25 protein-coding genes and 1 pseudogene are annotated in these 24045 nt (G+C 53.3%); 11 read left to right on the top strand and 15 right to left on the bottom strand.

Annotated features, from left to right (window positions below):
• Positions 1 to 3 precede the first annotated feature (3 nt).
• The 13 genes from pgmB to pspA all read right to left on the bottom strand — a co-directional run bounded on the left by pgmB (position 4) and on the right by pspA (position 12362).
• Positions 4 to 669: a beta-phosphoglucomutase gene (gene pgmB, locus BM007_RS00455; RefSeq protein WP_032647535.1), complete on the bottom strand. Its 666-nt coding sequence runs from the start codon at positions 667 to 669 to the stop codon at positions 4 to 6.
• On the bottom strand, positions 659 to 2938 hold the full coding sequence (locus BM007_RS00450; RefSeq protein WP_090416715.1) for a glycoside hydrolase family 65 protein: 2280 nt from the start codon (positions 2936 to 2938) through the stop codon (positions 659 to 661). The genes pgmB and BM007_RS00450 overlap by 11 nt, the downstream gene beginning before the upstream one ends.
• Positions 2932 to 3990 carry a D-glucoside 3-dehydrogenase gene (locus tag BM007_RS00445; RefSeq protein ID WP_090418156.1) on the bottom strand — a complete coding sequence of 353 codons (1059 nt, stop codon included), beginning with the start codon at positions 3988 to 3990 and terminating at the stop codon, positions 2932 to 2934. Before BM007_RS00445 ends, BM007_RS00450 begins: the two co-directional genes overlap by 7 nt.
• An 11-nt stretch (positions 3991 to 4001) precedes the next feature.
• The gene (locus BM007_RS00440; RefSeq protein ID WP_090416713.1) at positions 4002 to 4790 is read right to left on the bottom strand and encodes a 3-dehydro-D-guloside 4-epimerase; all 789 of its coding nucleotides are present in this window, start codon (positions 4788 to 4790) and stop codon (positions 4002 to 4004) included.
• Between the two features lie 17 nt (positions 4791 to 4807).
• Complete coding sequence (locus tag BM007_RS00435) at positions 4808 to 5860, bottom strand: D-guloside 3-dehydrogenase (protein ID WP_090416712.1); 1053 nt, start codon at positions 5858 to 5860, stop codon at positions 4808 to 4810.
• Positions 5861 to 5888: 28 nt separating this feature from the next.
• Positions 5889 to 6731 (bottom strand): carbohydrate ABC transporter permease, encoded by an 843-nt coding sequence (locus BM007_RS00430; RefSeq protein WP_023335920.1) that lies wholly within the window; start codon positions 6729 to 6731, stop codon positions 5889 to 5891.
• On the bottom strand, positions 6718 to 7599 hold the full coding sequence (locus tag BM007_RS00425) for a carbohydrate ABC transporter permease (RefSeq protein WP_022648300.1): 882 nt from the start codon (positions 7597 to 7599) through the stop codon (positions 6718 to 6720). The genes BM007_RS00430 and BM007_RS00425 overlap by 14 nt, the downstream gene beginning before the upstream one ends.
• A gap of 22 nt (positions 7600 to 7621) precedes the next feature.
• Positions 7622 to 8914, bottom strand: a complete 1293-nt coding sequence (locus BM007_RS00420) for an ABC transporter substrate-binding protein (RefSeq protein WP_024907143.1) — start codon at positions 8912 to 8914, stop codon at positions 7622 to 7624.
• Positions 8915 to 8928: 14 nt separating this feature from the next.
• Positions 8929 to 10626 (bottom strand): sugar phosphorylase, encoded by a 1698-nt coding sequence (locus tag BM007_RS00415; RefSeq protein ID WP_090416710.1) that lies wholly within the window; start codon positions 10624 to 10626, stop codon positions 8929 to 8931.
• Between the two features lie 197 nt (positions 10627 to 10823).
• A complete protein-coding gene (pspD, locus tag BM007_RS00410) occupies positions 10824 to 11048 on the bottom strand; it encodes a phage shock protein PspD (RefSeq protein WP_023312043.1) in 225 nt (74 codons plus the stop codon).
• A 12-nt stretch (positions 11049 to 11060) separates the two neighbouring features.
• The gene (pspC, locus tag BM007_RS00405) at positions 11061 to 11420 is read right to left on the bottom strand and encodes an envelope stress response membrane protein PspC (RefSeq protein ID WP_090416709.1); all 360 of its coding nucleotides are present in this window, start codon (positions 11418 to 11420) and stop codon (positions 11061 to 11063) included.
• Positions 11420 to 11644 carry an envelope stress response membrane protein PspB gene (gene pspB / locus BM007_RS00400; RefSeq protein WP_023312045.1) on the bottom strand — a complete coding sequence of 75 codons (225 nt, stop codon included), beginning with the start codon at positions 11642 to 11644 and terminating at the stop codon, positions 11420 to 11422. The genes pspC and pspB overlap by 1 nt, the downstream gene beginning before the upstream one ends.
• Positions 11645 to 11693: 49 nt before the next feature.
• Entirely contained in the window at positions 11694 to 12362 is a 669-nt protein-coding gene (gene pspA, locus BM007_RS00395; RefSeq protein ID WP_021240283.1) for a phage shock protein PspA, read from the bottom strand.
• A gap of 166 nt (positions 12363 to 12528) precedes the next feature.
• On the opposite strand from pspA, the gene pspF reads away from it, so the two are divergent.
• From pspF to BM007_RS00350, 10 genes and pseudogenes are all read left to right on the top strand, one after another.
• The gene (gene pspF, locus BM007_RS00390) at positions 12529 to 13506 is read left to right on the top strand and encodes a phage shock protein operon transcriptional activator (protein ID WP_024907141.1); all 978 of its coding nucleotides are present in this window, start codon (positions 12529 to 12531) and stop codon (positions 13504 to 13506) included.
• Positions 13507 to 13582: 76 nt separating this feature from the next.
• Positions 13583 to 14464 (top strand): hypothetical protein, encoded by an 882-nt coding sequence (locus BM007_RS00385; protein WP_090416707.1) that lies wholly within the window; start codon positions 13583 to 13585, stop codon positions 14462 to 14464.
• Between the two features lie 91 nt (positions 14465 to 14555).
• The gene (locus tag BM007_RS00380; protein WP_024907139.1) at positions 14556 to 14771 is read left to right on the top strand and encodes a hypothetical protein; all 216 of its coding nucleotides are present in this window, start codon (positions 14556 to 14558) and stop codon (positions 14769 to 14771) included.
• A 195-nt stretch (positions 14772 to 14966) separates the two neighbouring features.
• A pseudogene (locus BM007_RS23305) lies at positions 14967 to 15164 on the top strand (site-specific integrase); the annotation flags it as partial.
• Between the two features lie 66 nt (positions 15165 to 15230).
• Complete coding sequence (gene sapA / locus BM007_RS00375; protein WP_023312048.1) at positions 15231 to 16871, top strand: ABC transporter substrate-binding protein SapA; 1641 nt, start codon at positions 15231 to 15233, stop codon at positions 16869 to 16871.
• The gene (gene sapB / locus BM007_RS00370) at positions 16868 to 17833 is read left to right on the top strand and encodes a putrescine export ABC transporter permease SapB (protein ID WP_024907137.1); all 966 of its coding nucleotides are present in this window, start codon (positions 16868 to 16870) and stop codon (positions 17831 to 17833) included. The genes sapA and sapB overlap by 4 nt, the downstream gene beginning before the upstream one ends.
• Positions 17820 to 18710 (top strand): putrescine export ABC transporter permease SapC, encoded by an 891-nt coding sequence (sapC, locus tag BM007_RS00365; protein ID WP_024907136.1) that lies wholly within the window; start codon positions 17820 to 17822, stop codon positions 18708 to 18710. The genes sapB and sapC overlap by 14 nt, the downstream gene beginning before the upstream one ends.
• Positions 18710 to 19702, top strand: a complete 993-nt coding sequence (gene sapD / locus BM007_RS00360) for a putrescine export ABC transporter ATP-binding protein SapD (protein ID WP_008501228.1) — start codon at positions 18710 to 18712, stop codon at positions 19700 to 19702. The genes sapC and sapD overlap by 1 nt, the downstream gene beginning before the upstream one ends.
• 1 nt (position 19703) lies before the next feature.
• Complete coding sequence (gene sapF / locus BM007_RS00355; RefSeq protein ID WP_023312051.1) at positions 19704 to 20510, top strand: putrescine export ABC transporter ATP-binding protein SapF; 807 nt, start codon at positions 19704 to 19706, stop codon at positions 20508 to 20510.
• A 148-nt stretch (positions 20511 to 20658) separates the two neighbouring features.
• Entirely contained in the window at positions 20659 to 21600 is a 942-nt protein-coding gene (locus BM007_RS00350; protein ID WP_090416705.1) for an ATP-grasp fold amidoligase family protein, read from the top strand.
• Here the strand turns inward: BM007_RS00350 and BM007_RS00345 are convergent.
• Positions 21581 to 22645: an ATP-binding protein gene (locus BM007_RS00345; protein ID WP_090416703.1), complete on the bottom strand. Its 1065-nt coding sequence runs from the start codon at positions 22643 to 22645 to the stop codon at positions 21581 to 21583. The genes BM007_RS00350 and BM007_RS00345 overlap by 20 nt on opposite strands.
• Entirely contained in the window at positions 22642 to 23346 is a 705-nt protein-coding gene (locus tag BM007_RS00340) for a response regulator (RefSeq protein WP_024907133.1), read from the bottom strand. The genes BM007_RS00345 and BM007_RS00340 overlap by 4 nt, the downstream gene beginning before the upstream one ends.
• A 271-nt stretch (positions 23347 to 23617) precedes the next feature.
• Between BM007_RS00340 and BM007_RS00335 the strand changes: the two genes are divergently transcribed.
• Positions 23618 to 24004: a colistin resistant protein CrrC gene (locus tag BM007_RS00335; protein ID WP_024907132.1), complete on the top strand. Its 387-nt coding sequence runs from the start codon at positions 23618 to 23620 to the stop codon at positions 24002 to 24004.
• Positions 24005 to 24045: the final 41 nt, after the last annotated feature.

Raw genomic sequence — 24045 nt, 5'->3', positions numbered from 1 at the left:
TTATCAATACGTCCGGGATGCCCAAAACTCGGTCAGACATTTCCAGGTCAGTTCCCGCGTTGAATGAAGTTGTAATCCCGCATGGTCCAGGCCAGATCCAATCCCAACCGATAGCATTCCCGCCGCGTTGATCGCCTCAACGCCTGCAGGTGCATCTTCGATACCCATCGCCTCTTCAGGACGCACATTCAGGCCAGCACAGGCGGCGAGGAAGATCTCCGGGTCAGGCTTCGAACAGATAATGAGGGAAGCATCGGCGCAAAAATCAAAAGCGTGCTGAATGCCCAGGGCGCGCAAGATGCCAGGGGCATTCAGGGAAACGGAGGCGAGCCCAATTTTGACGTTCGCCGCACGGATATCCGCCAGCACGTCGCGAATACCGGGAAGCAGTGAATCTTCCGTCAGTGACGCCAGAGACTGGACATAGAACGCGTTTTTCTTCGTCGCCAGCGCCAGGCACTGCTCATCGCTAAACGTTCCCTCTTTCCCGCCATGCTTCAGGATGCGCTGAAGGGAATCCATGCGGCTAATGCCCTTCAGCTGTTCGTTAAACACTTCATCGATGGTGATGCCGATTTCCTCCGCCACTGCACGCCAGGCCAAAAAATGGAGGTGTGCGGTATCGGTGATCACACCGTCCAGATCGAATACAACAGCCTTAAGCGTCATGGTGCACCTCCGTGGTAGCGGTCCCATTCACAGATGTAAGAAAGTCCTTACAGGCACAAACTTTATGCCCCGATACGTGTAGCGTTTTGCCCCACAGCGTCAGCGTGACAGGTGCCGAAGCTTCAATGGTTAAAACCTCGTTTTCGTACGTAAAGCGCAGCGTGGTGTTCCGCCAGCGCAGGGGGAAAGCAAGTCTTCGCCAGTGGGCTGGCAACCTGGGCGCAAGGTGCAGCTCCCCTTCCACTATCTGCATGCCGGCAAAGCCCTGAATGACGCCGGACCAGATAGCACCCGTGGCCGCGGCATGAATGCCGTCGTCGCTGCTGTGCGGATCGTCGCCCAGATCGATAGTCACGCCAGCGCGCCAGAAGGCGTAGGCCCCTTCCGTATCGCCACAGCGGGCGGTCACAATGCCGTGGATGGCCTTGCTCAGCGAAGAGTCATGGATTGTGCGGGGCTCGTAAAACGCCAGATTGGTGGCACACTGCTGAGGGGTAAACCGCTCCGGCAGTAGATAATTAAGCATCACCACATCGGCCTGCTTAAGAATCTGCATCTCGTTCACTTCCGCGCGGGAATAATCGAGCAGAATGGTCTGCTTACCCGCTTTGGCTTTGTAGCGGCTCAGATCGATGGCAGGTTTTGCCATGAAGGTATCATCCTGGGGGAGCACACCGTCCGCGTCAGCCTCTGGTAGCCATAAGCGCGCCAGGAACCGTGAAGCATTCTGCGTAAAACCTTCATCCTCGCGCCCAAACATCGCCATAAACTGGCGAGCGCAGGCGACGTTGTGCCAGGCCAGATAGTTGGTATAAGCGTTGTTGTTCACATGCTCGGTGTATTCGTCCGGTCCGATGACGTCATGGATTTCGAGACGACCATTGATTTCCGTTGCGCGGCCCATCCAGAACGCAGCGGTTTCCATCAGCAGCGTCAGGCCTTCATTTCGCATAAAGGCATCATCGTGTGTCGCCTGCCAGTAAGCGACGACGGCCCAGGCAATGTCCGCCACGATGTGGTGTTCCGCCAGCGCGGAGGCCACCTTCTGGCGCGTGCCGGTTCGGATGTTGATAGCCGCGAACTCCGGCGTCTCTTCCCGCCCGCTGGCGGCGCTTTCCCATGGGAACAGCGCGCCGGGCCAGCCGTTGCGACGGGCTTTTTCCCGTGCGCCTGAGAGATTAAGCCAGCGATAGCGCAGCAGGCTGCGGGCGGTTCGGGGACGCGTGAAGAGATGGAAAGGCAGCAGGAAAATTTCGGTATCCCAGAAGACGTGGCCTTTATACCCCTCGCCCGTCAGCCCCTTGGCGGCGATACTGCTTCGCTCATCATGGGCAGGTGTCATGGTGGTCAAATGCCAGACGGCGTAATCCAGCGCCATCTGATCCTGATACTCCGCAGAGTCCACTTCCACCCGAGCGTCACGCCAGACCTCTTCCCAGGCATACGACGAACTCTCAAGCAATGCGTCGTAACCTCTTGCCGCACAGACCTTAAGATCGGCCAGCGCGTTGCGAGCGAAAGAGGCCTGCGACAGTGCTTTATCACTGCGATGCGTCACCCAGACGATCTTCTCTAACGTGACAGTGTCACACTTCGCAATCGTCAGCGAATGATGAACGCTGAGACGACGATTTTTGGCGGTGAAACAGCTGTCGCTCTTCGCTGAGAGCTGACAATATGCCGAAACAACAACTTCTGACGCACGGTCCTGCGTTTCATACACGCCCTGCATGTATTGCTGGTCAAACACTCTGACCGACATTTCATCCAGATGCTGTCTGCCGCTGTTCGTTTGCGTTGCATCAATGCCGGTTTTCAGCACGGCCTGCGTGACATCATCAAGCGGTGTGATCGAAAGCTGCATGGCCACAAGCGGCAGCTGATCCAGAGAGACAAAACGACGACTCTCCAGGCGATAGCGCTTTCCGTTGGGGGAGCGCCAGACGACGCGGCGATGAAGTTCGCCGTTGGCAAACGCCAGCTCGCGCTGCCACTCGAGAATTTCGCCTGACAGGAGCGTGAAATTGACGCCATCCAGCTCAACGTCAATACCGGTGATATCCGGCAGATTGATCAGCTCAGTGGTCTCGTTACGACCCGCCTGATGATAGAGACCCGCAAGATACATGCCTCGGGTTTGCTGGGTGTAATCTTCTTCATGCGCAGCGCGGATCCCCATGTAGCCATTACCGCAGGCCATGATAGAGGCGTATTTATTCAGGCTGTGTGGACAAAAGCCCGGGTCGGTTAATACAGACACGTTTAGCATAAGGTCACGCTTTCCCCTGTTTCTGCTGATTCATACAGCGCGGCGACAAGCTGCTGGATAACCAGCCCCTGCTCCGCATCAGCTATCGTGACGGGCTCTCCAAGCACATGCCGTACGAAGGCATCCATACTGCGCTTATGACGCTGGTCGTCAGCTTCTTCACGCTGCGTGAGGGTGACTAAAACACCGCCTTCATCGTTGTAGATGTGCGCCGGGAACAGCGTAGCGCCCGCCTTTTCACCGCAGAATGCGACGTTCATGATCGATTGCTCACGGATATTGAGCGCAAACGACGTGTCGAGGCGCAGAATGCCACCGTTGCAGAACTCAATCGTGCCAAACAGGGCGTCCTCAACGGTAAACTGCGTGGGATCCCACTCGCCAAACTGGCCGCTGCTTTTACGGTTTCCCAGCTTCTGGAAGCCGTGTGCCGTTACCTTTTTTACCGCCGGGAACCCCAACACGTACATTGCGGCATCGAGCATATGGATACCGATATCAATCAGAGGCCCACCGCCCTGTAGCGCTTTGTTGGTAAAGACGCCCCAGCCTGGAACCCCGCAGCGGCGTAGCGCCTGGGCCGTGGTGTAATAAATTTCCCCCAACGCCCCCTTCATCACAGCCTCGCGAAGCAACTGCGTATCGAGAGCAAAACGATGGTGAAAATCATACGCCAGCACTTTCCCCGCCTTGCGCGCGGCCATGCGCATCCTATCGGCCTCCTGCGGCGTCATAGCAGGTGGTTTTTCACACATCACGTGGCATCCCGCTTCCAGCGCGGCCATGACGTGCTCGAAATGGAACCGGTTAGGCGAACAGACGCTCACCGCATCCGGCTTAACCGCCTCGAGCATCTCTCGCGTATCCTGCCACACCGAGGGAATACCATGACGCTTCGCAAACGCCCGAGCCTGTTCAGGATGGCTGTCCATGACAGCCACCATCTGAACATCACTGCGCGTGGCGTAATACGAGGCATGCACTTTGTCCGCGACCTGCCCGGCGCCAATGATGGCGACGCGCAGAGGCGAAGGTGTAGAAGCACTCATCACGCTCGTCATCCTTAGCATTCACGCAAATAAGTGAGGGAGTCCTGATAAGCCTGCGCCGGATCCTCGGCGCGGACACGGCACTCATACACCACGTAACCCTGGTAATTATCCGCACGCAGCTGATCGAACAGGCTGGCAAAATCGAGGCTACCGCTGCCCGGCTGATAGCGGTGATTATCTGCGATGTGCACATGGCCCAGCAGATCGCGGTGCTGATGCAGCGCATCCGTCAGCGAGTCTTCTTCGATGTTCATATGATAGAAATCGCCGATGATCTGCACGTGCTTCAGACCGTTTTCTTCGATATAGCGACGCGCATCAGCAAGGGTGTTGATCATATGATCCTGATAGCGGTTCAGCGGCTCCAGGTAGATGGTCGTCCCGGTGCGCGCCGCGACCTCATCCAGCCAGCGCAAGGAGGCGCTTACCGCGTTGCGGTCTCCTTCCAGGCTGCGTGGGGAGGTCATTGGCGGGAGGCGGAAGGTAAACATTCCCCAGGCAGCAGGCACGATAATGCCCTTGCCACCTACCTCAGCCAGCGCTTCCAGAATGCGTTCAATCTGCTTTAACCCGTTCAGACGACGTTCTTCGATGAAGTCGCCAATCCAGCCATCGTATCCACCGCAGGCCGTCGTCACCGGCAGACCGGTGGCTTTGATGGCCGCTTTTACCTCGGCGAGGTTTTCTACCAGCAGTCGGCCATCAATTTCATAGCCATCAAAACCCATCGCTTTGATGTACTCGAATTTTTCCATGATATTGGTCGGGAAAAAGGCCTGGTTTTGCGTTGCGATTTTCATGATGTGCTCTCCTTAGCTTAAAAAGTGACGCCCATTTTGATACTGAGTTCCGGGTGCTGATCGACATACGTCATGTAGCTTTCCGGGCTGGTGGTGAAGGTCACGACCGGGTCGATCAGATCCTCACAATTCAGATAGCCGTTCATCAGCAGTTCCCAGCATGTCTCTTCAATACGTTTACGGCTCCAGCGCGGGTAGTCCGGGTTGGGTTCGCTGCAGGCGCGGGAGAAGACAATCTTCGCGTTGTTGAAATGCGCTTCGCGGCCAAGGTTAAAGCCTTCCGCGAACGGTTTTGCGAAGGCTACGTAGGAGATGGTGCCGCCATAGGCAAGTCCGCGCAGCGCGGACTGCAGTGCATCTGCATAGCCGCTGGTTTCGATGATCACGTCCGCGCCCTGCTTCCCGGTCAGCTTTTTAATTTCCAGACCGACATCAGTGCCGATTGGGTTCAGACAGTGGTCTGCCCCATGACGACGGGCGATCTCGCAGCGGTGTTCAATAGGGTCGACACCGATAACGACGGACGCCCCGGCTTTTTTGGCCAACTGGACAGCAATCTGCCCAATCGCCCCCAGCCCCACCACGACTACAAAATCGCCGACCCGCACGTTGGCATCACGCACGCCGCTCATGGCGAACTGCGCTGGATCGTAGCAAACGGCGTTTTTCCAGGAGGCACCCTGCGGCATTTTGCGCAGCTTGTAGTTGTTCACCGCGTTAACGATCACCGTTTCCTGCAGCGGTGCGTAGCAGCAGACGCTGTCGCCGATCTGATATTCAGTGACGTCATCACCGCATTCGATAATGTCGCCAACAATCATGTTGCCCAGCTGGAACTTACCGAATTCGATCCCGCGGGCAGAACCCTCGTCACGCGGGGTAAACATCTGCCACTCCGCGTTGAACTCTTCATCGATAAACGGACTGGCGGCGCGGAAATCCACCACTTCGGTACCGTGTTTCGGCGCGCCAAAGCGAGCGCGAATTTTCACTTCATGAACCGCAACCGGACGATCTTCATATTCCACCAGCGCCGCCACACGAGGCGCTGTCGCAACTAATTTTTTCATGACTGACTCCTTGTTAAAATTGGCCGCCTCAGCCCTTCACGCCACCGGCGGTCAAACCACTTTTAATAAAACGTTCAGACAGGGCGTACATGATGACCACCGGAAGCGCCGTCACCAGCGATGCCGCCATCATGCGACCCCAGATATAATCTGGCGTGCTAAAGAGCGTGTTCAGCCCGACCGGCAAGGTGAAATTGCTGGCGCTGGACAGGAAAATGGACGCAAACAGGTAGTCGTTCCACGCCACCATGAAGCAGTAGACAAACACCGATACGAGCCCGGAAATCGCCAGCGGCACGGTGATGCGGAAGATGATTTGCAGGCGGTTCAGGCCGTCCATCATCGCGGCTTCTTCGATTTCGTCCGGGATGGTGTCGAAATAGCTGCGCAGCATGAACACCGCGGTCGGTAACGTTTGGGTCACCATGGTGATAATCAGCGCCAGCTCGGTGTCGTAGATCCCAAGGGCAGTGATGATTTTGAACAACGGCACCACCAGCAATATCCCGGAGAACATGTAGACGGTGTAAAAACTCGCATTGATCGTCGTGCGGCCCTTAAAACGCAGTTTTGACAAGGCGTAGGCCCCCAGCGTGCCGAGAAACACGGCAATCACCGATGAGGTCAACGACACCACCATGCTGTTTTTGAAATAGTCCACAAACGGGAAAATCAGCGGGTTAAAGATGTCGACGTAATGCTGCAACGTCCACGCCTGCGGCAATATGGTCGGGTTAAGCGATATTGCCTCTTTCGCACTCTTAAATGACGTCATTAGCATCACGAAGAACGGGAACAGCGTGATGACCAGAAACACCGCCAGCCCCAGATAAAAACCAATGCGGCTCAGTACGCGTTTATTTGTTGCCATTGAGGTTTACCCTTTTTCTGGTCAGCAGAATCACCGCGAAGATGATCACGAACAGCACGACGGAGATCGCCGCTGCTTTACCCAAATCATTGAAAGCGAATGCCGTTTTGTAGAGGTAGACGCCCAAAATATCGACCTTGGTCGTCAACAGGTAGACATCCGCAAACATGTAGAACATCCAGATAGTGCGCAGCGTCACCACCGTTGCCAGCACCGGCATAATCGCGGGTAGCGTAACGATTCGAAAACGCTGCCAGGCATTCGCGCCGTCCATTTCCGCCGCTTCATACAGCGACTTATCAATGGTCTGCAAAATCGCCAGGAACGAAATGAACGCGTACGGGAAGTAACGCCAGATGGCGAACAGCACCACCAGTACAAAACTGCTGCCAGGGTTGTCGAACCACAGCGGCGCCTGGTCATACAGATGCAGCAGGTCAACGCCCAGATAGTTCACAATGCCGTAGCCGTTGTTGAACATGTATTTCCATGCAAACACCAGCGAAATGGACGGCGTAACGTAGGACAGAATTACCAGTGAACGCGCCGTTTTCCGCATACGGAATTCACGGTTAAAGAAGATCGCAACAGCCAGCCCCAGCCCCGTGCTGCCAATCACCACCAGCGCGGTGTACCAGAAGGTCATCCACAGCGAGTGCCAGAAAGCAGCATCCCCGAGAATGCGGATGTAGTTATCGAGCCCGACGAACACCGCATCTATACGCGGGTTCAGCGGCAGACGTAAGAAACTGATTTCAATATTGGAAATCATTGGCCAGGCCACCAGGCCCCCCAGCAAAATCAGGCTGGGGGCCAACAGCAGCATGGCGAAAGGCATATCTGAACGACCAGAAAACAACGTCTTCATAATTTCCTTCCGCAGAGCGCTCCTATCGTTGTGAAATCAGATCAGTCAGTCGCTTCTGGCTGTCACTAAGCGTGTTGCTGAGATCTTGTTTACCTACCGTGACGTTATGCACCATAGAACTGATAATGCCGGACCCGGTTACATCGCCCATGCGGGTGAAGTTTTTGTCGCCCACGGCACCAAACACCTGCACATTTGGGAACTGCGCAATCAGTTCGTAAGGCAGTTGCCCAAACGCTTTAATCACATCGTTGTTTTTCCAGGTATCAGTACCCACCACCAGCTTGTTCACCGGCAGTGCCGCGCCAGGCGACATCATGACCCAGTCGGTTGCGTTTTGAGCCTGTTCCATCCAGGTCACAAACTTTTCAGCCGCCTGAGTTTCATCTTCGGTTTGACCGGTGGTAATCGTCAGCGACGTGACCATGCCGTAAACTGCAGAAGATGTTTCTGTTGGGACGACGAAGCCCAGGTTGGAAGGGTTTCCATCCTGGAATACCGCCGGCAGGATGTAGGTGGAGTAAACCGCCATCGGCGCAGAACCGTTCATGAAGGCATCTTTGATCTCCATGACGTCGTTTGAACCCGGCATGGTGGTCGCGGCCAGGGCTTTATAAAACGCCAGGGCCTTTGCCATTTCAGGGGTATCGATGTCGACGTTCCCTTTGGCATCAAAAACGTTCGCGCCGCCGGAAAGCGCAAACTGGGAGAATGCCTGCTCTGTCATCACGCTTTCCGCGGTGGGCAGCGCAATGCCGTAATGTTTTTTGGCCGGGTCGTTAAGGCTCTGGCTGGCTTTCAGCAGCTGTTCCCAGTTATGCGGCTCCTGGATACCCGCTGCAGCAAGTACATCTTTGTGATACCAGACGCCGGATAGCCAGGCACTGACTGGCACCCCCGTCCAGGCAGAACCATCTTCCGTACGCACAACGCGCAAGATGCCATCATAGAAGGTGTTCTCGCCTACCGCTTTAATGGCTTCACCAATAGCTTTGCGATCCAGCAGCTGTTCCTTGTCCATGACTTTCGCGTAGTCATGACTGACTTCAATTACCTCAGGCAGTGCGCCCGTTCTGGCGAGCGTAATAACCTTGGTGTTGTAGGCATCCTCTTCTACCGGCACCTGTTTCACCGTGATGCCGGGGTTCTCTTTCTCAAATTTTTCGATCAGCTTCGTGATAACCGCCTGACGCTCCTGCTCGACAGATGAGTGCATAAACTCAATGGTGACAGCAGACTTTTTGTCATCCTTGCAGCCTGATAACAGGGCGCACGAAACCAGTGCTGATATCAGCACAATTCTGGGCATTTTCATTTTTAAGGTCCTTTTTAGTTTTCTTTAATCCACAACACCTGCCATGGATATAGGGTCAGCGTTTTATCTGTAATATCTTTTCCGGCAATCAACTCCGTTCCGGATTGAATATCGGACTCCACCGTTTGAATGCCATCGCTGAAATTAAACAGCGCCGTTATTTTTTCGCCACAATCCGCCACGCGAACGATTTTTAATACATGCTCATCTGACGCACTAAAATAAGCTTCACTGTCAGGATGGAATGCTTTTTCCGCCCGACGCAGCGCGATTAACTGGCTTAATGCGCAATAGACCTGAGAGCGCAGGCTATTTTTATCTTCAAGCACGCTATCAATTTGTCCTGCAATGTATTTTTCACGATTTATCGCGCGGTTGTATCCCAGACGCTCAACACCTGCATAATCATTACGCGAGCCGAGAATACTCTGGATATAAACCGCGGGCACGCCGGGGAAACTTAAGAGGACGGCATGCGCCAGAATAAACCGGGCAATCCGATGGCTATCAAGACTGTCACGCGTACTTAATGCATCCAGATAGGTCACATTAATTTCATAAGGACTGCGTGTACCATCCGGGTTATTTTTCCAGTTAACCAACGCCCCTTCAGCCTGAAGTTTCTCCACAAGAGAGAGGATTTCCGACTCAGGTAAAATTCCGCGCAACGGATTCAGACCAATCCCATCATGCGAGGCCAGGAAGTTAAACCAGGTGGTTTTCGTCGAAGGCAGCCTCAGCGACGCTGCCCACTGGCTCAGCGTCCGGACGTCCTGACAATGCACCGCATGCAATACCAGCGGCGGCAAAGAGAACTGATAAACCATCTGCGCTTCATTTTCACCGTCACCGAAGTAAGCGACGTTATCTTTATGCGGAACGTTCGTCTCGGTGATAATCACCGTCCCCGGGGCGACAGCTTCAGTGATAGCGCGGAAAAGCTGGATAAGCTGGTGGGTTTGCTCAAGGTGGATGCAGTTTGTTCCGGGTATTTTCCACATGAAGCCCACAGCATCCAGACGAATGTATCGCGCCCCTTCAATCAGGTAATGCAGCAGCACGTCCACCATCGCGATCAGCACCTGCGGAGAGGCAAAGTTAAGATCAACCTGGTCCTCGCTGAAGGTGGTCCACAGGTGTCGCACGCTGCCATCATGCAGCGTGAAAGGCGTAAGAAGCGGTAAGGCTCGCGGACGCGTCACCGCGGATAAATCTGTTTCAGGATCGACAGAAATAAAGAAATCATCATAGCCAGGTGTTTGCTTCAGATAATTAGAGAACCATTTACTTTTGGCTGACATGTGGTTGCAGACGAAATCGAACATTAAGCTGGTGGACTGTTTTAATTCAGCTACATCTCGCCACGTACCCGTTTCAGGCGCAACCTCATGATAATCAATAACAGAAAATCCGTCGTCCGAAGACCATGGATAAAAAGGCAAAAGATGGACATGAGAAAAAGATTGGGAAAGCCATTTGTTATAAAAACGTGTAAAAACCGGCAGCGCCTTCTCCCCTTTCGCTGAAAACTGATCGGCATAGGTAATCAGAACAACATCTTTTTCATCCCATCCCGTTTTACGCTTCTCTGTAATAACAGAAGCGGCCTTTCCAATATTTTCCATCAGCACCTTAAACTGGGCTTCAGAAAACGTTACCCCATAAACAAGATTAATGAGTTCTTTAATTTTTGCCTTCATTTCATTTTCCATGGTAGCGGTCCCACGAAGTGGCAATCTACTCCCATGAAAAATATCTGTCAACGGACCTGGAAGAGGAAAAAGGTGATTGCAAAGCAGCTCAGCGTAATATTGTGAGCTGCCGCAAAGAAAGCACGGGAAAAAGAGAAAATGCGGTTAACCGTCGTCAGTCCCTCTCCCGGAAGGGAAAGGGCTAACGCCAGCGGGGGTTATTGGGATAAGTAGCGGCGAGAAAGCCGTTTTGCCACCTTTTGCAACAGCGGTTCGAGCGCCACGGCCAGCACCATTCTGACCGGCTTGCGGGCAACGGATTTTATTGCCCACCCCGCCACACCTGCCGGTCCGAACCGTAACGCGGTCAGCAGGACCAGTTTACCTGCGATTTTCAGGCCGGGTTTTACCTTCTGACCGGCCTGTTGCCAGTGTTGTTTCATCTCATCTCTCTCTTAAAGCTGACGAAAACGACTTCTCAGCGTAAAGGTATCCGACGTGACATAGCGTTCCATTTCCCGTAGCCGCTTCTCACCGGCGGAGAGTTGCGCATCAACCGCATTGAGAAGATCGCTGCTGGTGGGGGCACCTTCCGCAGCCAGTTCTCCTTCCGGCATCGGGTCAAGGACAAACGACAGGACGATATATGCCACTAGGGTAATAAACGCCAGTCCGAAGAAGATCGATAGCACCGTGACCACGCGCACCAGTTTTACCGGGACATCAAGATAATGAGCCAGCCCGGCACAAACGCCGCGCACCATGCCCTGCTGCGGAATACGCCACAACTTTTTGTTCAGATTCAGTCCAGACATTAACGGTCCCTCCAGTTTGGATGTTCAGCATCCAGGATGGCTTCCAGCGCCTGAATGCGTTCGCGCATTTTGTTCGCCTCATCGGAGAGCTGAACCAGACGCTGTTGTTCACTCTGGGAAAGTTCGCCCCGTGAAGAACGGTTGCTGTAGTGCAGCCATAGCCAAATCGGCAAAACGAACAGCACGAAAATTGTCAGGGGAATGGCCAGAAAAAGCGCGCTCATGTGTACTCCTTGTCTTACGATGCGGCACGCTCAGGTGCCGCAGGAATTATTATTGGTTGTCTTGCTTCATTTTGGCTTTCAGTGCCGCCAGCTGCTCGCTGATTTCATCATCGGCCTTCAGGTCGGCGAACTGTTGATCCAGTGACTTCTGCTTACCGATGCCGTGGCTTTCGGCTTCCGCTTCCATCTGGTCGATACGACGTTCAAACGATTCAAAACGCGCCATCGCTTCATCAAGCTTACCGCTGTCCAGCTGGCGACGCACGTCGCGGGAAGAGCTTGCCGCCTGGTGACGCAGGGTCAGCGCCTGCTGACGCGCGCGGGTCTCGCTCAGTTTGTTTTCAAGCTCACCAATCTCTTTCTTCATACGGGTGAGCGTGTCATCCACCAGCGTCACTTCATGCTCGAGCGTCGCGACCAGCTCTGCCAGCTTCTGTTTTTCGATCAGCGCCGCGCGGGCCAGATCCTCTTTGTCTTTGCGCAGCGCAAGTTCCGCTTTTTCCTGCCATTCGTTCAGCTGAGCGGTAGCTTGTTCAATACGACGCGTAAGCTGTTTTTTTTCCGCCAGCGCACGGGCGGAGGTAGAACGCACTTCAACCAGCGTGTCTTCCATCTCCTGAATCATCAGGCGAACCAGCTTCTGCGGATCTTCCGCCTTCTCAAGCAGTGAGTTGATGTTGGCGTTCACGATGTCGGCAAAACGAGAAAAAATACCCATAATCAAATCCTCATAGTTCTGTTATCGGGCTATGCCCTGCTGTACAGATAATACAAACATCATGCCAACTTTTTATCCTATTGATTTTACTGAGACTGATTGATTTTCATGCAGTAAAGAACTATTCTTGCCTGGTGAATATCGCTAAGGAGTGGTTAATTTCATCATGCCTGGATACAAAGACAATTTACTCGGCGAAGCAAACAGTTTTCTGGAAGTGCTGGAACAGGTTTCTCGCCTGGCGCCGCTCAACAAACCGGTACTGATCATCGGTGAACGCGGAACGGGAAAGGAATTGATAGCTAACCGTCTGCACTATTTATCCGGGCGCTGGGACGGCCCCTTCATTTCCCTTAACTGTGCGGCGCTTAATGAAAACCTGCTCGATACCGAGCTCTTCGGCCATGAAGCGGGCGCGTTTACCGGTGCCCAGAAGCGTCATCCCGGACGCTTTGAGCGCGCCGACGGCGGTACGCTGTTTCTTGATGAACTGGCCACCGCGCCCATGCTGGTACAGGAGAAACTGCTGCGCGTGATTGAATACGGCGAGCTGGAGCGCGTCGGCGGTAGCCAGCCGCTGCAGGTCAACGTGCGCCTGGTGTGCGCCACGAACGCCAACCTGCCGGAGATGGTGGCGGAGGAGAAATTCCGTGCCGACCTGCTTGACCGCCTGGCCTTTGACGTCGTTCAGCTTCCTCCGCTGCGCGAGCGCAAAAGCGACATCATGCTGCTGGCAGACCAGTTTGCGATTCAGATGTGCCGCGAGCTCGGACTGCCGCTGTTCCCCGGCTTCAGCGATTATGCACAGGAGACGCTGCTTGCTTACCACTGGCCGGGAAATATCCGCGAACTGAAAAACGTCGTGGAGCGTTCCGTCTATCGCCACGGCAGCAGCGAGACGGAGCTGGACAACATCATTATCGATCCTTTTCAGCGCAGCGTACCGTCTCTGACCGTGCCAACGTCTTCAGGCGATCACCCTACTCTCCCCCTTGATTTACGCCAGTTCCAGCACGACCAGGAGAAACAGCTGCTGGAGCAAAGCCTGAAGATGGCGAAATACAACCAGAAACGGGCGGCTGAACTGCTGGGTCTGACCTACCATCAGTTAAGGGCATTGCTTAAAAAGCATCAAATGCGCTGACAATATCAGCATTTAACAGCAGACATTTTACAAAGCCAAGCCTGGATAACTGCTCTACTCCTTAGGACAACAAACAATGCCATTCAATAATAAAAACCTATTTATTACTTTTCTATCCCTCTGCTCATTTCAGACTTATGCAGCACAATGCACAGCGGAAACTTTCGCTAAAAACAAACTGAACAACTTCATCCTCCTGAACCAGCAGACAAGAACCGAAATCCCTAAGTCAGTGGAAATCACTGTTGATAGCCCTGATGGGTATATCCGCGCATCGGTTCAAAGCAACTTTAATCCATGCGGTGAGCTCACTGGCAGCAGTGTTAAAGAGGTCAAAACCTCACCGGGCCCGAAAAATGTTTTCACGACTACCAATGAAATTCAGTTAAACAGAACGGAATTTGGCTGGCGCATTCAGTTGGATGCGAACGGCGTAATAGTCGATAACAACAGTCAGAAGGCCACACAATTATATCGGCAGACGCTGGAGGGAATGTACCAGCTGAACAACAAAGGACTTATCAGCCACGTGGTTAATCGTTCGGTTATTGCGGCCACAAAACCAGGAGATAAAGATAAAACCACAGTGGGCACAATAGACTACGTATTCAATTCATCAGGGTTGCTGGCAAGGGTGGTAAGCAAAGGAAGTTTGGCAATAGATAACAATACAACTGTATACAGCTATGATGACAATGATCGCCTGATCAAAACCGAGTCCCCCTCAACCATAGAAGAGTATGCCTACGATAACGAGGGCCGTGAGCTGTCCCTGAGCAAGACCCAGACGTATTTCACCATTGAAAAAAACCTGACAACGTGTGAGGAGTGGAACTCGCATGGAGAATGCACACGCGCCAATATGGATACCACGATTGTCCCAGCCGATCGGACGGGTAAACAGTATGTGGAAAAACATAAGGCCGTGATGACGACGAAATATGAATACTGGAACTGACCATTCAACCCGCCAAATAGGGTAGCCAAAATGGTATTTGCATCGAAATTGATGTTCGTGGTGTACCTGACTTCAGTAAATGTGGTGTGAGATGAAAATCATAAAATTCGTTGTTTTACTTATTGCCTGTTTTATCCTCTTACCGGACAGCTGGATTAATGATGTTTTCATGCAACATATCCAGATATCAGGCGATGGTGAAGAAGCCATGAATAACTATGATTTCACAGCAATTCTGATCAAGTTTGGCCTGTCTGCAATGATAGCGTTTGTACTGATGATGCTTATGAAAGTGCTGAAAAAATGAACCAGGGTGGCAGGTACGCACGTAACAACAAAGTGAGCATTTTTACTCTATGCTATTTAGACTGTGCGTATGCCATTGCCTTACCCGTACTTGATCTGCTCTCAGATCTGGTGATAAACGGCCGCATTTTACCAGCTATTTTTCTTCAGAAAGTATGATCCCAGATCTGATAGCGACAACATGTCTTCCTGTCATTCGCGGCATACATTCACAAGCTTGATGCTATCCGCCGGAGCGAATCCTTCGTTTATAGCGAGTCAGATGCGCCACGAAAATGCTAAGATAGTCCATGAGGTATATTCAAAGTGGATTGCAGGTATGAACGTGCATCTGGTTGTGACGCTGAGTGACCGACTGCAAACGTTACTGCCCCCATTATGCCCTCAGGCTTAAACGACACTGGATAATGTCGTTTAAAATTAGTAGGATAGCCACTTCATATATAATACCTTAAAAATTATGCGTCTGGTTTTATCGTCCTTTTTTGCACTTGGTCTGTTTAGCAGCCTGGCCTTTGCCGCGCCCGGGCTAACGCCGCAGCCTGACATTCGTGACAGCGGCTTCGTCTATTGCGTAAGCGGCCAGGTGGATACCTTCAACCCGCAAAAAGCGGGCAGCGGCCTGATTGTGGATACCCTTGCCGCGCAGCTTTACGATCGTCTGCTTGATGTTGACCCGTACACCTACCGTCTGGTGCCTGAGCTTGCGGAAAGCTGGGAAGTGCTGGATAACGGCGCTACCTACCGTTTTCACCTGCGCGATGACGTCGCGTTTCAACGCACACCGTGGTTTACCCCCACGCGCAAGCTGAACGCAGATGACGTGGTCTTCACCTTCCAGCGTATCTTTAACCGCAACCACCCGTGGCATAACGTTAACGGCAGCAATTTCCCCTATTTCGACAGCCTGCAGTTTGCCGACACCGTGAAAAGCGTGCGCAAACTGGACAACCGCACGGTTGAATTCACGTTGACGCGCCCGGATGCCTCCTTCCTCTGGCACCTGGCAACCCACTATGCATCCGTCATGTCGGCAGAATACGCGGCGAACCTGACGAAAAAAGATCGTCAGGAACTGCTCGATCGCCAGCCGGTTGGCACCGGTCCGTTCCAGCTGGCCGAATATCGCGCCGGTCAATATATTCGTCTGCAGCGCCATGAACACTTCTGGCGCGGTACGCCGCTGATGCCGCAGGTGGTGGTGGATCTCGGCTCTGGCGGAACGGGACGTCTGTCGAAATTGCTCACCGGGGAATGTGACGTCCTTGCCTGGCCCGCGGCCAGCCAGCTCACGATTTTGCGCGACGATCCGCGCCTGCGTCTGACGCTACGCCCGGGGATGAACATCGCGTATCTGGCCTTTAACACAGATAAACCGCCGTTGAATAACCCTGCCGTTCGGCACGCTCTGGCGCTGGCCATTAACAACCAGCGCCTGATGCAGTCGATCTACTACGGCACGGCGGAAACCGCCGCCTCAATTTTACCGCGCGCCTCGTGGGCCTATGACGGTGAAGCTAAAATTACGGAATACAATCCGGCAAAAGCGCGTGAACAGCTGAAAGCGCTGGGGGCAGAAAACCTGACGCTGCAGCTTTGGGTGCCCACCAGTTCCCAGGCGTGGAACCCCAGCCCGCTCAAGACCGCCGAACTGCTGCAGGCAGATATGGCACAGGTGGGCGTGAAAGTGATCATTGTACCGGTTGAGGGCCGTTTCCAGGAGGCGCGCCTGATGGACATGAATCATGATTTAACCCTGACCGGCTGGGCGACCGACAGTAACGATCCGGACAGCTTCTTCCGGCCGCTACTGAGCTGTGCGGCGATAAACTCGCAGACCAACTACGCCCACTGGTGTAACCGGGAGTTTGACGCCGTGCTGCAAAAAGCGCTGGCTTCCCAGCAGCTGGCCTCACGTATTGACGCCTATGATGAAGCGCAGAAGATCCTCGCCCAGGAACTGCCGGTGCTGCCGCTGGCCTCTTCCCTGCGTCTTCAGGCCTATCGTTATGATATTAAAGGCCTGGTACTGAGCCCGTTCGGCAACGCCTCGTTCGCCGGCGTGTCGCGTGAAAAAGAACAAGAGGTGAAAAAACCATGATTATTTTTACCTTACGTCGGCTCCTTTTGCTGCTGGTGACGCTCTTTTTCCTGAACTTTGTCGGCTTCAGCCTGAGCTATTTCACGCCCCATGCCCCGCTTCAGGGGTCGTCGCTGTGGGATGCCTGGCTCTTCTGGTTTAACGGGCTGCTGCACTGGGATTTCGGCGTGTCCAGCATTAACGGGCAGCTGATTTCCCAGCAGTTGAAAGAGGTGTTCCCGGCCACGATGGAGCTGTGCATTCTGGCCTTCGGCTTTGCCCTGATGGTTGGCATTCCCGTGGGCATGCTGGCCGGGATCTATCGCAACAAATGGCAGGATAAGTTTATCAGCGCCCTCGCCCTGTTCGGCTTCTCCATCCCGGTATTCTGGCTGGCGCTGCTGCTGACGCTCTTCTTCTCGCTGACGATGGGCTGGCTGCCGGTTTCGGGGCGTTTTGACCTGCTCTATACGGTTAAAACGGTGACGGGTTTTGCCATTATTGACGCGTGGCTGTCCGATTCGGTGTGGCGCCACGAGATGATCGTCAGCGCCCTGCGCCATATGGTACTGCCGGTGCTGACCCTGGCGGTTGCGCCGACAACCGAAGTGATCCGCCTGATGCGCCTGAGCACCATTGAGGTATTTGACCAGAACTACGTCAAAGCCGCCGCCACGCGCGGGTTGTCACGCCTGACCATACTGCGCCGCAACGTCCTGCACAACGCGCTACCGCCGGTTATTCCGCGTCTTGGATTACAGTTTTCCACCATGCTGACGCTGGCCATGATCACCGAGATGGTCTTTAGCTGGCCAGGCCTTGGGCGATGGCTGATTAACGCCATTCGCCAGCAGGACTACGCCGCTATTTCTGCGGGTGTGATGGTGATTGGTTCGCTGGTGATTATTGTCAACGTGTTGTCCGATATTCTGGGTGCTATGGCTAACCCATTGAAGCATAAGGAATGGTATGCCTTACGATAGCGTATACAGTGAAAAGCGCACGCCCGGCGTGCTGCGTACCGTGTGGCGTAAATTCTATGGTGACACCACGGCAATGATCGGCCTTTATGGCTGTGCCGGTCTGGTGTTGCTGTGCGTCTTTGGCGCGTGGTTTGCACCGTACGGCATTGACCAGCAGTTCCTTGGCTATCAGCTGCTGCCACCGTCCTGGTCGCGCTACGGTGAAGTCTCTTTCTTCCTGGGAACGGACGATCTCGGACGTGACGTGTTGAGCCGCCTGCTGAGCGGTGCAGCCCCGACGGTTGGCGGCGCATTTGTGGTGACGCTCGCGGCAACGATCTGCGGGCTGGCGCTCGGTATTTTTGCAGGATCCACACATGGCCTGCGCTCGGCGGTGCTTAACCACATACTGGATACGCTGCTGTCGATTCCGTCCCTGCTGCTGGCGATCATTGTGGTTGCCTTTGCCGGTCCCCATCTGTCGCATGCCATGTTCGCCGTCTGGCTGGCTATCCTGCCCCGCATCGTGCGCTCGGTTTACAGCATGGTGCATGATGAACTGGAAAAAGAGTATGTCGTCGCAGCCCGTCTGGACGGCGCGACGACCTTCAACATTCTCTGGTTTGCCGTGCTGCCTAACATCGCCGCCGGGCTGGTCACTGAGATCACCCGCGCCCTGTCGATGGCGATCCTGGACATCGCGGCGCTCGGCTTCCTCGACCTCGGCGCGCAGCTGCCGTCGCCCGAATGGGGTGCGATGCTCGGTGACGCGCTGGAGTTAATTTACGTGGCACCGTGGACGGTTATGCTGCCGGGTGCGGCCATTATGGTGAGCGTGCTGCTCATCAACCTGCTGGGCGACGGTATTCGCCGTGCAATTAATGCGGGGGTGCAATAATGCCGCTTCTTGATATTCGCAACCTCACCATTGAATTCAAAACCGGTGAAGGCTGGGTTAAAGCCGTCGATCGCATCAGCATTACCCTCGCCGAGGGTGAAATTCGTGGGCTGGTGGGTGAATCCGGCTCAGGCAAAAGCCTGATCGCCAAAGCCATCTGCGGCGTAGCGAAAGACAACTGGCGCGTCACCGCAGACCGTATGCGTTTTGATGATATCGATCTGCTGCGCCTCTCCCCCCGCGAGCGGCGTAAGCTGGTCGGGCATAACGTCTCGATGATTTTCCAGGAGCCGCAGTCCTGTCTCGACCCGTCCGAACGCGTGGGCAAACAGCTGATGCAAAACATCCCCGGCTGGACCTATAAAGGCCGCTGGTGGCAGCGCGTTGGCTGGCGCAAGCGTCGCGCCATCGAGCTTTTACACCGCGTCGGGATAAAAGATCACAAAGATGCGATGCGCAGCTTCCCGTACGAGCTGACCGACGGCGAATGTCAGAAAGTGATGATTGCCATCGCGCTGGCTAATCAGCCGCGTTTGCTGATTGCGGATGAGCCCACCAACGCGATGGAACCCACCACGCAGGCGCAAATCTTCCGCCTGCTGTCGCGTCTCAACCAGAATAACAACACCACCATTTTGCTGATCAGCCATGACCTGCAAATGCTCAGCAAATGGGCGGATAAAATTGACGTGATGTACTGCGGGCAAACGGTCGAAACCGCGCCGAGTGAAGACCTGATCACCGCGCCGCATCATCCGTATACGCAGGCGCTTATCCGTGCGATTCCGGATTTTGGCAGCGCAATGCCGCATAAAAGCCGCCTGAATACCCTGCCGGGGGCGATTCCGCTGCTGGAATCCCTGCCGATAGGCTGTCGTCTGGGGCCGCGGTGTCCCTATGCTCAGCGTAAATGTATCGAGACGCCACGCCTGACCGGGGCGAAAAATCATCTTTACGCCTGTCATTTCCCGCTGAACATGGAGAGAGAGTGAAATGGTCGAAACCTTACTGGAAGTCCGCAACCTGAGTAAGACCTTTCGCTACCGCACGGGGCTGTTTCATCGCCAAACTGTCGACGCGGTGAAGCCGCTGAGCTTTACGCTGCGTGAAAAACAGACGCTGGCGATCATTGGCGAAAACGGTTCCGGGAAATCCACCCTGGCAAAAATGCTCGCCGGCATGGTTGAACCGACGGCAGGCGAAGTGTTGATTGACGATCATCCTCTGACGTTCGGGGATTACTCTTTCCGCAGCCAGCGCATCCGCATGATCTTCCAGGATCCGTCTACCTCGCTTAATCCACGCCAGCGCATTTCGCAGATCCTCGATTTTCCGCTGCGTCTGAACACCGACCTGGAGCCAGAGGCGCGCCGTAAGCGCGTATTTGAAACTCTGCGCATGGTTGGGCTGTTACCGGATCACGAAAGCTACTACCCGCATATGCTGGCCCCCGGCCAGAAACAGCGTCTGGGTCTGGCGCGTGCGTTGATATTGCGGCCAAAAGTGATCATTGCTGATGAAGCGCTTGCCTCGCTGGATATGTCGATGCGCTCTCAGCTGATTAACCTGATGCTGGAATTGCAGGAAAAACAGGGGATCTCGTATATCTACGTCACCCAACATCTGGGAATGATGAAGCACATCAGCGATCAGGTGATGGTCATGCATCAGGGAGAGGTTGTCGAGCGCGGCAGCACGGCGGATGTGATGGCCTCCCCGCTTCATGAGCTGACAAAACGACTGATAGCCGGTCATTTCGGTGAAGCATTAACCGCCGATGCATGGCGCAAAGACCGGTAAACAAACGTAGCACCGCTCAATAAGGATTAAATAGCCTTTACACGCTATTTAATCCTTTAAATTTTCGTCTCCATCCCTGCTCCATCTTTTAAGCAATATCAATCAACAGTTCTTCTCCAGAATATCCGGACATTACGGAGGAGAAGAAATGAACAACGCCACTTACGTTCTCAAATATACCGAGTATCTCATCAGAAAATGCCGTTCATTCTTAATGACGGACCTGCACTTTCATACTGTGAGGCTCAAGAAAACATCCGGGAAAAAACCTGATATTCAATCACCCACGACGTTGAGTGAAAAAATATGTCATCGTCTGGTCTATGACCATAATAACCTCTACACGATGCTTGCCGATAAACTCGCCGTTCGGGCATACGTTTCCTCCAGAACAAAGCGCGTGAAAACGGTGCCATTAATTGGCGTTTATACCAGGGCGTCGCAGATTGATTTTTCCGTGCTCCCTGACAAATTCGTCCTTAAGTGCAACCATGATAGTGGCAGCACAATAATATGTACGAACAAAGCGCAATTTAACGACAAGAAAGCGCGTAAAAAACTGAGCCTCGCGTTAAAGAAAAATTTGTACTACACCACGCGTGAGTGGCAGTACAAAAACATTACGCCGAGTATACTTTGCGAGCCGTTCGTCGATCTCTTCGATGATGCTGACAGGAATACGACGCCCGAAATGCTGAGGATCCATTGTTTTCATGGCGTTGCCCACTATGTTGAAGCGGATTTTACGGATGATAACGGCAACGGTTTTATCAACGTTTACGACAGGCACTGGAACTTACAACCCTTCCAGATGGAGTATCCGAATACTTCAGTAAATCCAGACGAACCGGTCTTGTTTCGACAAGCGTTGCTGGCATCCCAGGAGCTGGCGGATGGCATTGACTACTGCCGCGTTGACCTCATGCTAAAAAAAGATGACATCTATTTCAGTGAAATAACCTTAAGCCCGAGACGCGGTAAACTGACGATTACCCCGCAGGAATGGGATGCTAAGTTAGGAAAAATATGGCATTTATCGCCGGCAGGTGCATTTGACCTGCCGCTGAAACTCACGAGTCGGGCCAGGTAAGTTTAAATATCGAGTGGTTTTGCGTCGATAAGGTATAGGTAACATCGCCACCATGCGCCAGCATGATGGCTTTTACCACCGACAAGCCCAAACCACAGCCTTCCGGGTTCAACTGTCTGGCGCCATTATCGCGCTGAAAGGGCTGAAATAAGAAATCATGAAATTCCCTGGGAATGCCCGGTCCCCCGTCCTGAATAAGGATATAATTGCCTTTATCAGAAACGCCATTTTTCACGATGAGTTTGCGCGAGGTTGAATAGTGTAAGGCATTGTCAAATAAAACGGTCAGACACTGATTGATGCGTAACGGATCGAATACACATTGCTGATCCCTCAGTTCTGTATTGACGGTAAATGCCTTACGGCTGAACTCGGGCATGAAGGTATCGAGCGCGTCCTGTATTGTCTCTTTTAAATCCGTTCTGGACTGGTATAGCGTGTATCCCGCCCCGCCATCCGAACTGACAACCCGGAGATCTTCTATCAGGCGGGTTAACCCTTCCGTCTGTTTGAGAAGATTATTAAACAGCACCGGGTCCGGGGTAAAAACACCGTCAACCAACCCCTGAAGCCTTCCGCGTAAGATCGTGACCGGGGTTCTCAGCTCATGCGCAATAGCCGCATTCCAGGATTTCCTCTGAATGTCCAGCGTCTGTAATTTTTCCGCCATTTCATTGAAATCCGTCACAAGGTGATTGATCTCACCCAGCCGGGAACTGGCACAGAATGCCCGGGCATCCAGATCGCCCTGAGAAATCTTTTTCAGGCTGGACGCGACGGCGTTTAGCGGGGTGAGTATTCGCGATGAAAGTTTAACCGTGAAAAAGAGGGCAATAATCATACTGATCGTAGTCGCGGTCCCAATCCATGCCCAGTCCCACATCGTCATCTGCTCATCATCGCCCGCAGCAGGGCCGCCCGGGAGGTGATCCAGAATAAAGGAGTAAAAAAACCAAGAGCCCAGAATGGCGATAGCAATTATCGTAAACGTCAGCAACAGCATATACGTTAAGATCTGACGACTCAGGACAGACTCTTTATTCATTTCTTTTCCCCAAGCCGGTAGCCCATGCCTCTGATGCTCTCGGGTACACCGTAAAGACCGGCAAGCTCCAGTTTTTTACGCAACTTGCTCATATGGCTATCGACCGTTCTGTCGAGCGTATCGCCTTCCGGCAGACACGCGTTGAGTAACTCTTCACGGGAACAGACCTTTCGCGGATAACGCACCAGCCAGGTAAGTAATTTAAATTCGGTCGTCGTTAATACCGGGGAGATAACCTCTTCGCCCACGGTGACTTCCACGTAGAAATCATCCGGATAGACCGTAATAAATGGCGTTCTGAGTGGCAGGGAACCCGCCTGCTGAAGCGCAGGTTTTGTCCTGCGTAGCACCGCCTCAACCCGTGCGACAACCTCAGAGGGGTTAAAGGGTTTGATTACGTAATCATCCGCCCCGAGCCTCAGACCCATAAGCTTATCGACGTCCTGATCGAGAGCGGAAACCATAATGACGGGGACAGCACTTTCATGGCGAAGCGTAGTAAGCACGCTCCAGCCGTCACACACGGGCAGGTGAATGTCCAGCAAGATGAGATCCGGTTTATGGAGGCGATTGAGCGTTATCGCCTGCTCGCCCTGCCTGGCCCTCAGCGTTTTCATTCCCGAACGCTCTAAGTAGCTCATCAGTATATCGGCGATTTCGTCTTCATCTTCAACAACAAGGATCAGCGTATTTTTGTTCATATTATCTCCGCGGGTGAAATCCCTTTAAGCACGCTATCAGATATCTTTAGCACAATAAGACACAGCCTCCGGGAAAAAGTGCCGTAGTCACGAAAATTTCCCGGTTGATTTAAATGCCCGGTTATTTCTCCACACAGCCTACACATTCAGTCAATAAAGACTCGACAATGTCCGTTCAAAATCGCTATTGAGGCATAACGCGTTGTGCATTGCGCGCTGCAAATTACCACTGTTTCTTAAAGATTTTATGAAGTTGGCTGCAATAATGAACATGGAACTTTCAAAATATTTCTCTCCTAAAAAACTGGGCATATATTCCCTGTTTCTCCTGCTGTCGTGGGGATTACTTTATACCTGGCTGGTGCTGGTACACAGAGTGGATGAAAAAGTCGCCTCGACGCTGCTCTCTTCCCCTATTATCTATGGCTGCATCGCGTTGTCGGTGGTCTCACTGATCATCCAAAATAAAGCTGGTGCGCTAACTGAGCTATTTGTCGTCGCCTTCTGGCTGATGGTGATTTTTGTTTATCTCATTATTACGTTCACCGTGCTGTTAAACGCGATGCCCGATATCGAGGATCTGGTCTTTTATTACGAATGTTATTTGATCATTTTTTTTGGCGGATCACCGCTGTACCTCATTATGAGAATGATTTGAGCCCTTGATCCACACGGCCTCCATAAACCGCCCACTTCCGC

Source organism: Enterobacter sp. NFIX59 (assembly GCF_900113755.1).
GTDB lineage: Bacteria > Pseudomonadota > Gammaproteobacteria > Enterobacterales > Enterobacteriaceae > Enterobacter > Enterobacter pseudoroggenkampii.
Note: the sequence above shows the minus strand (reverse complement) of the source record. Positions and strands in the feature narration are given on the sequence as shown.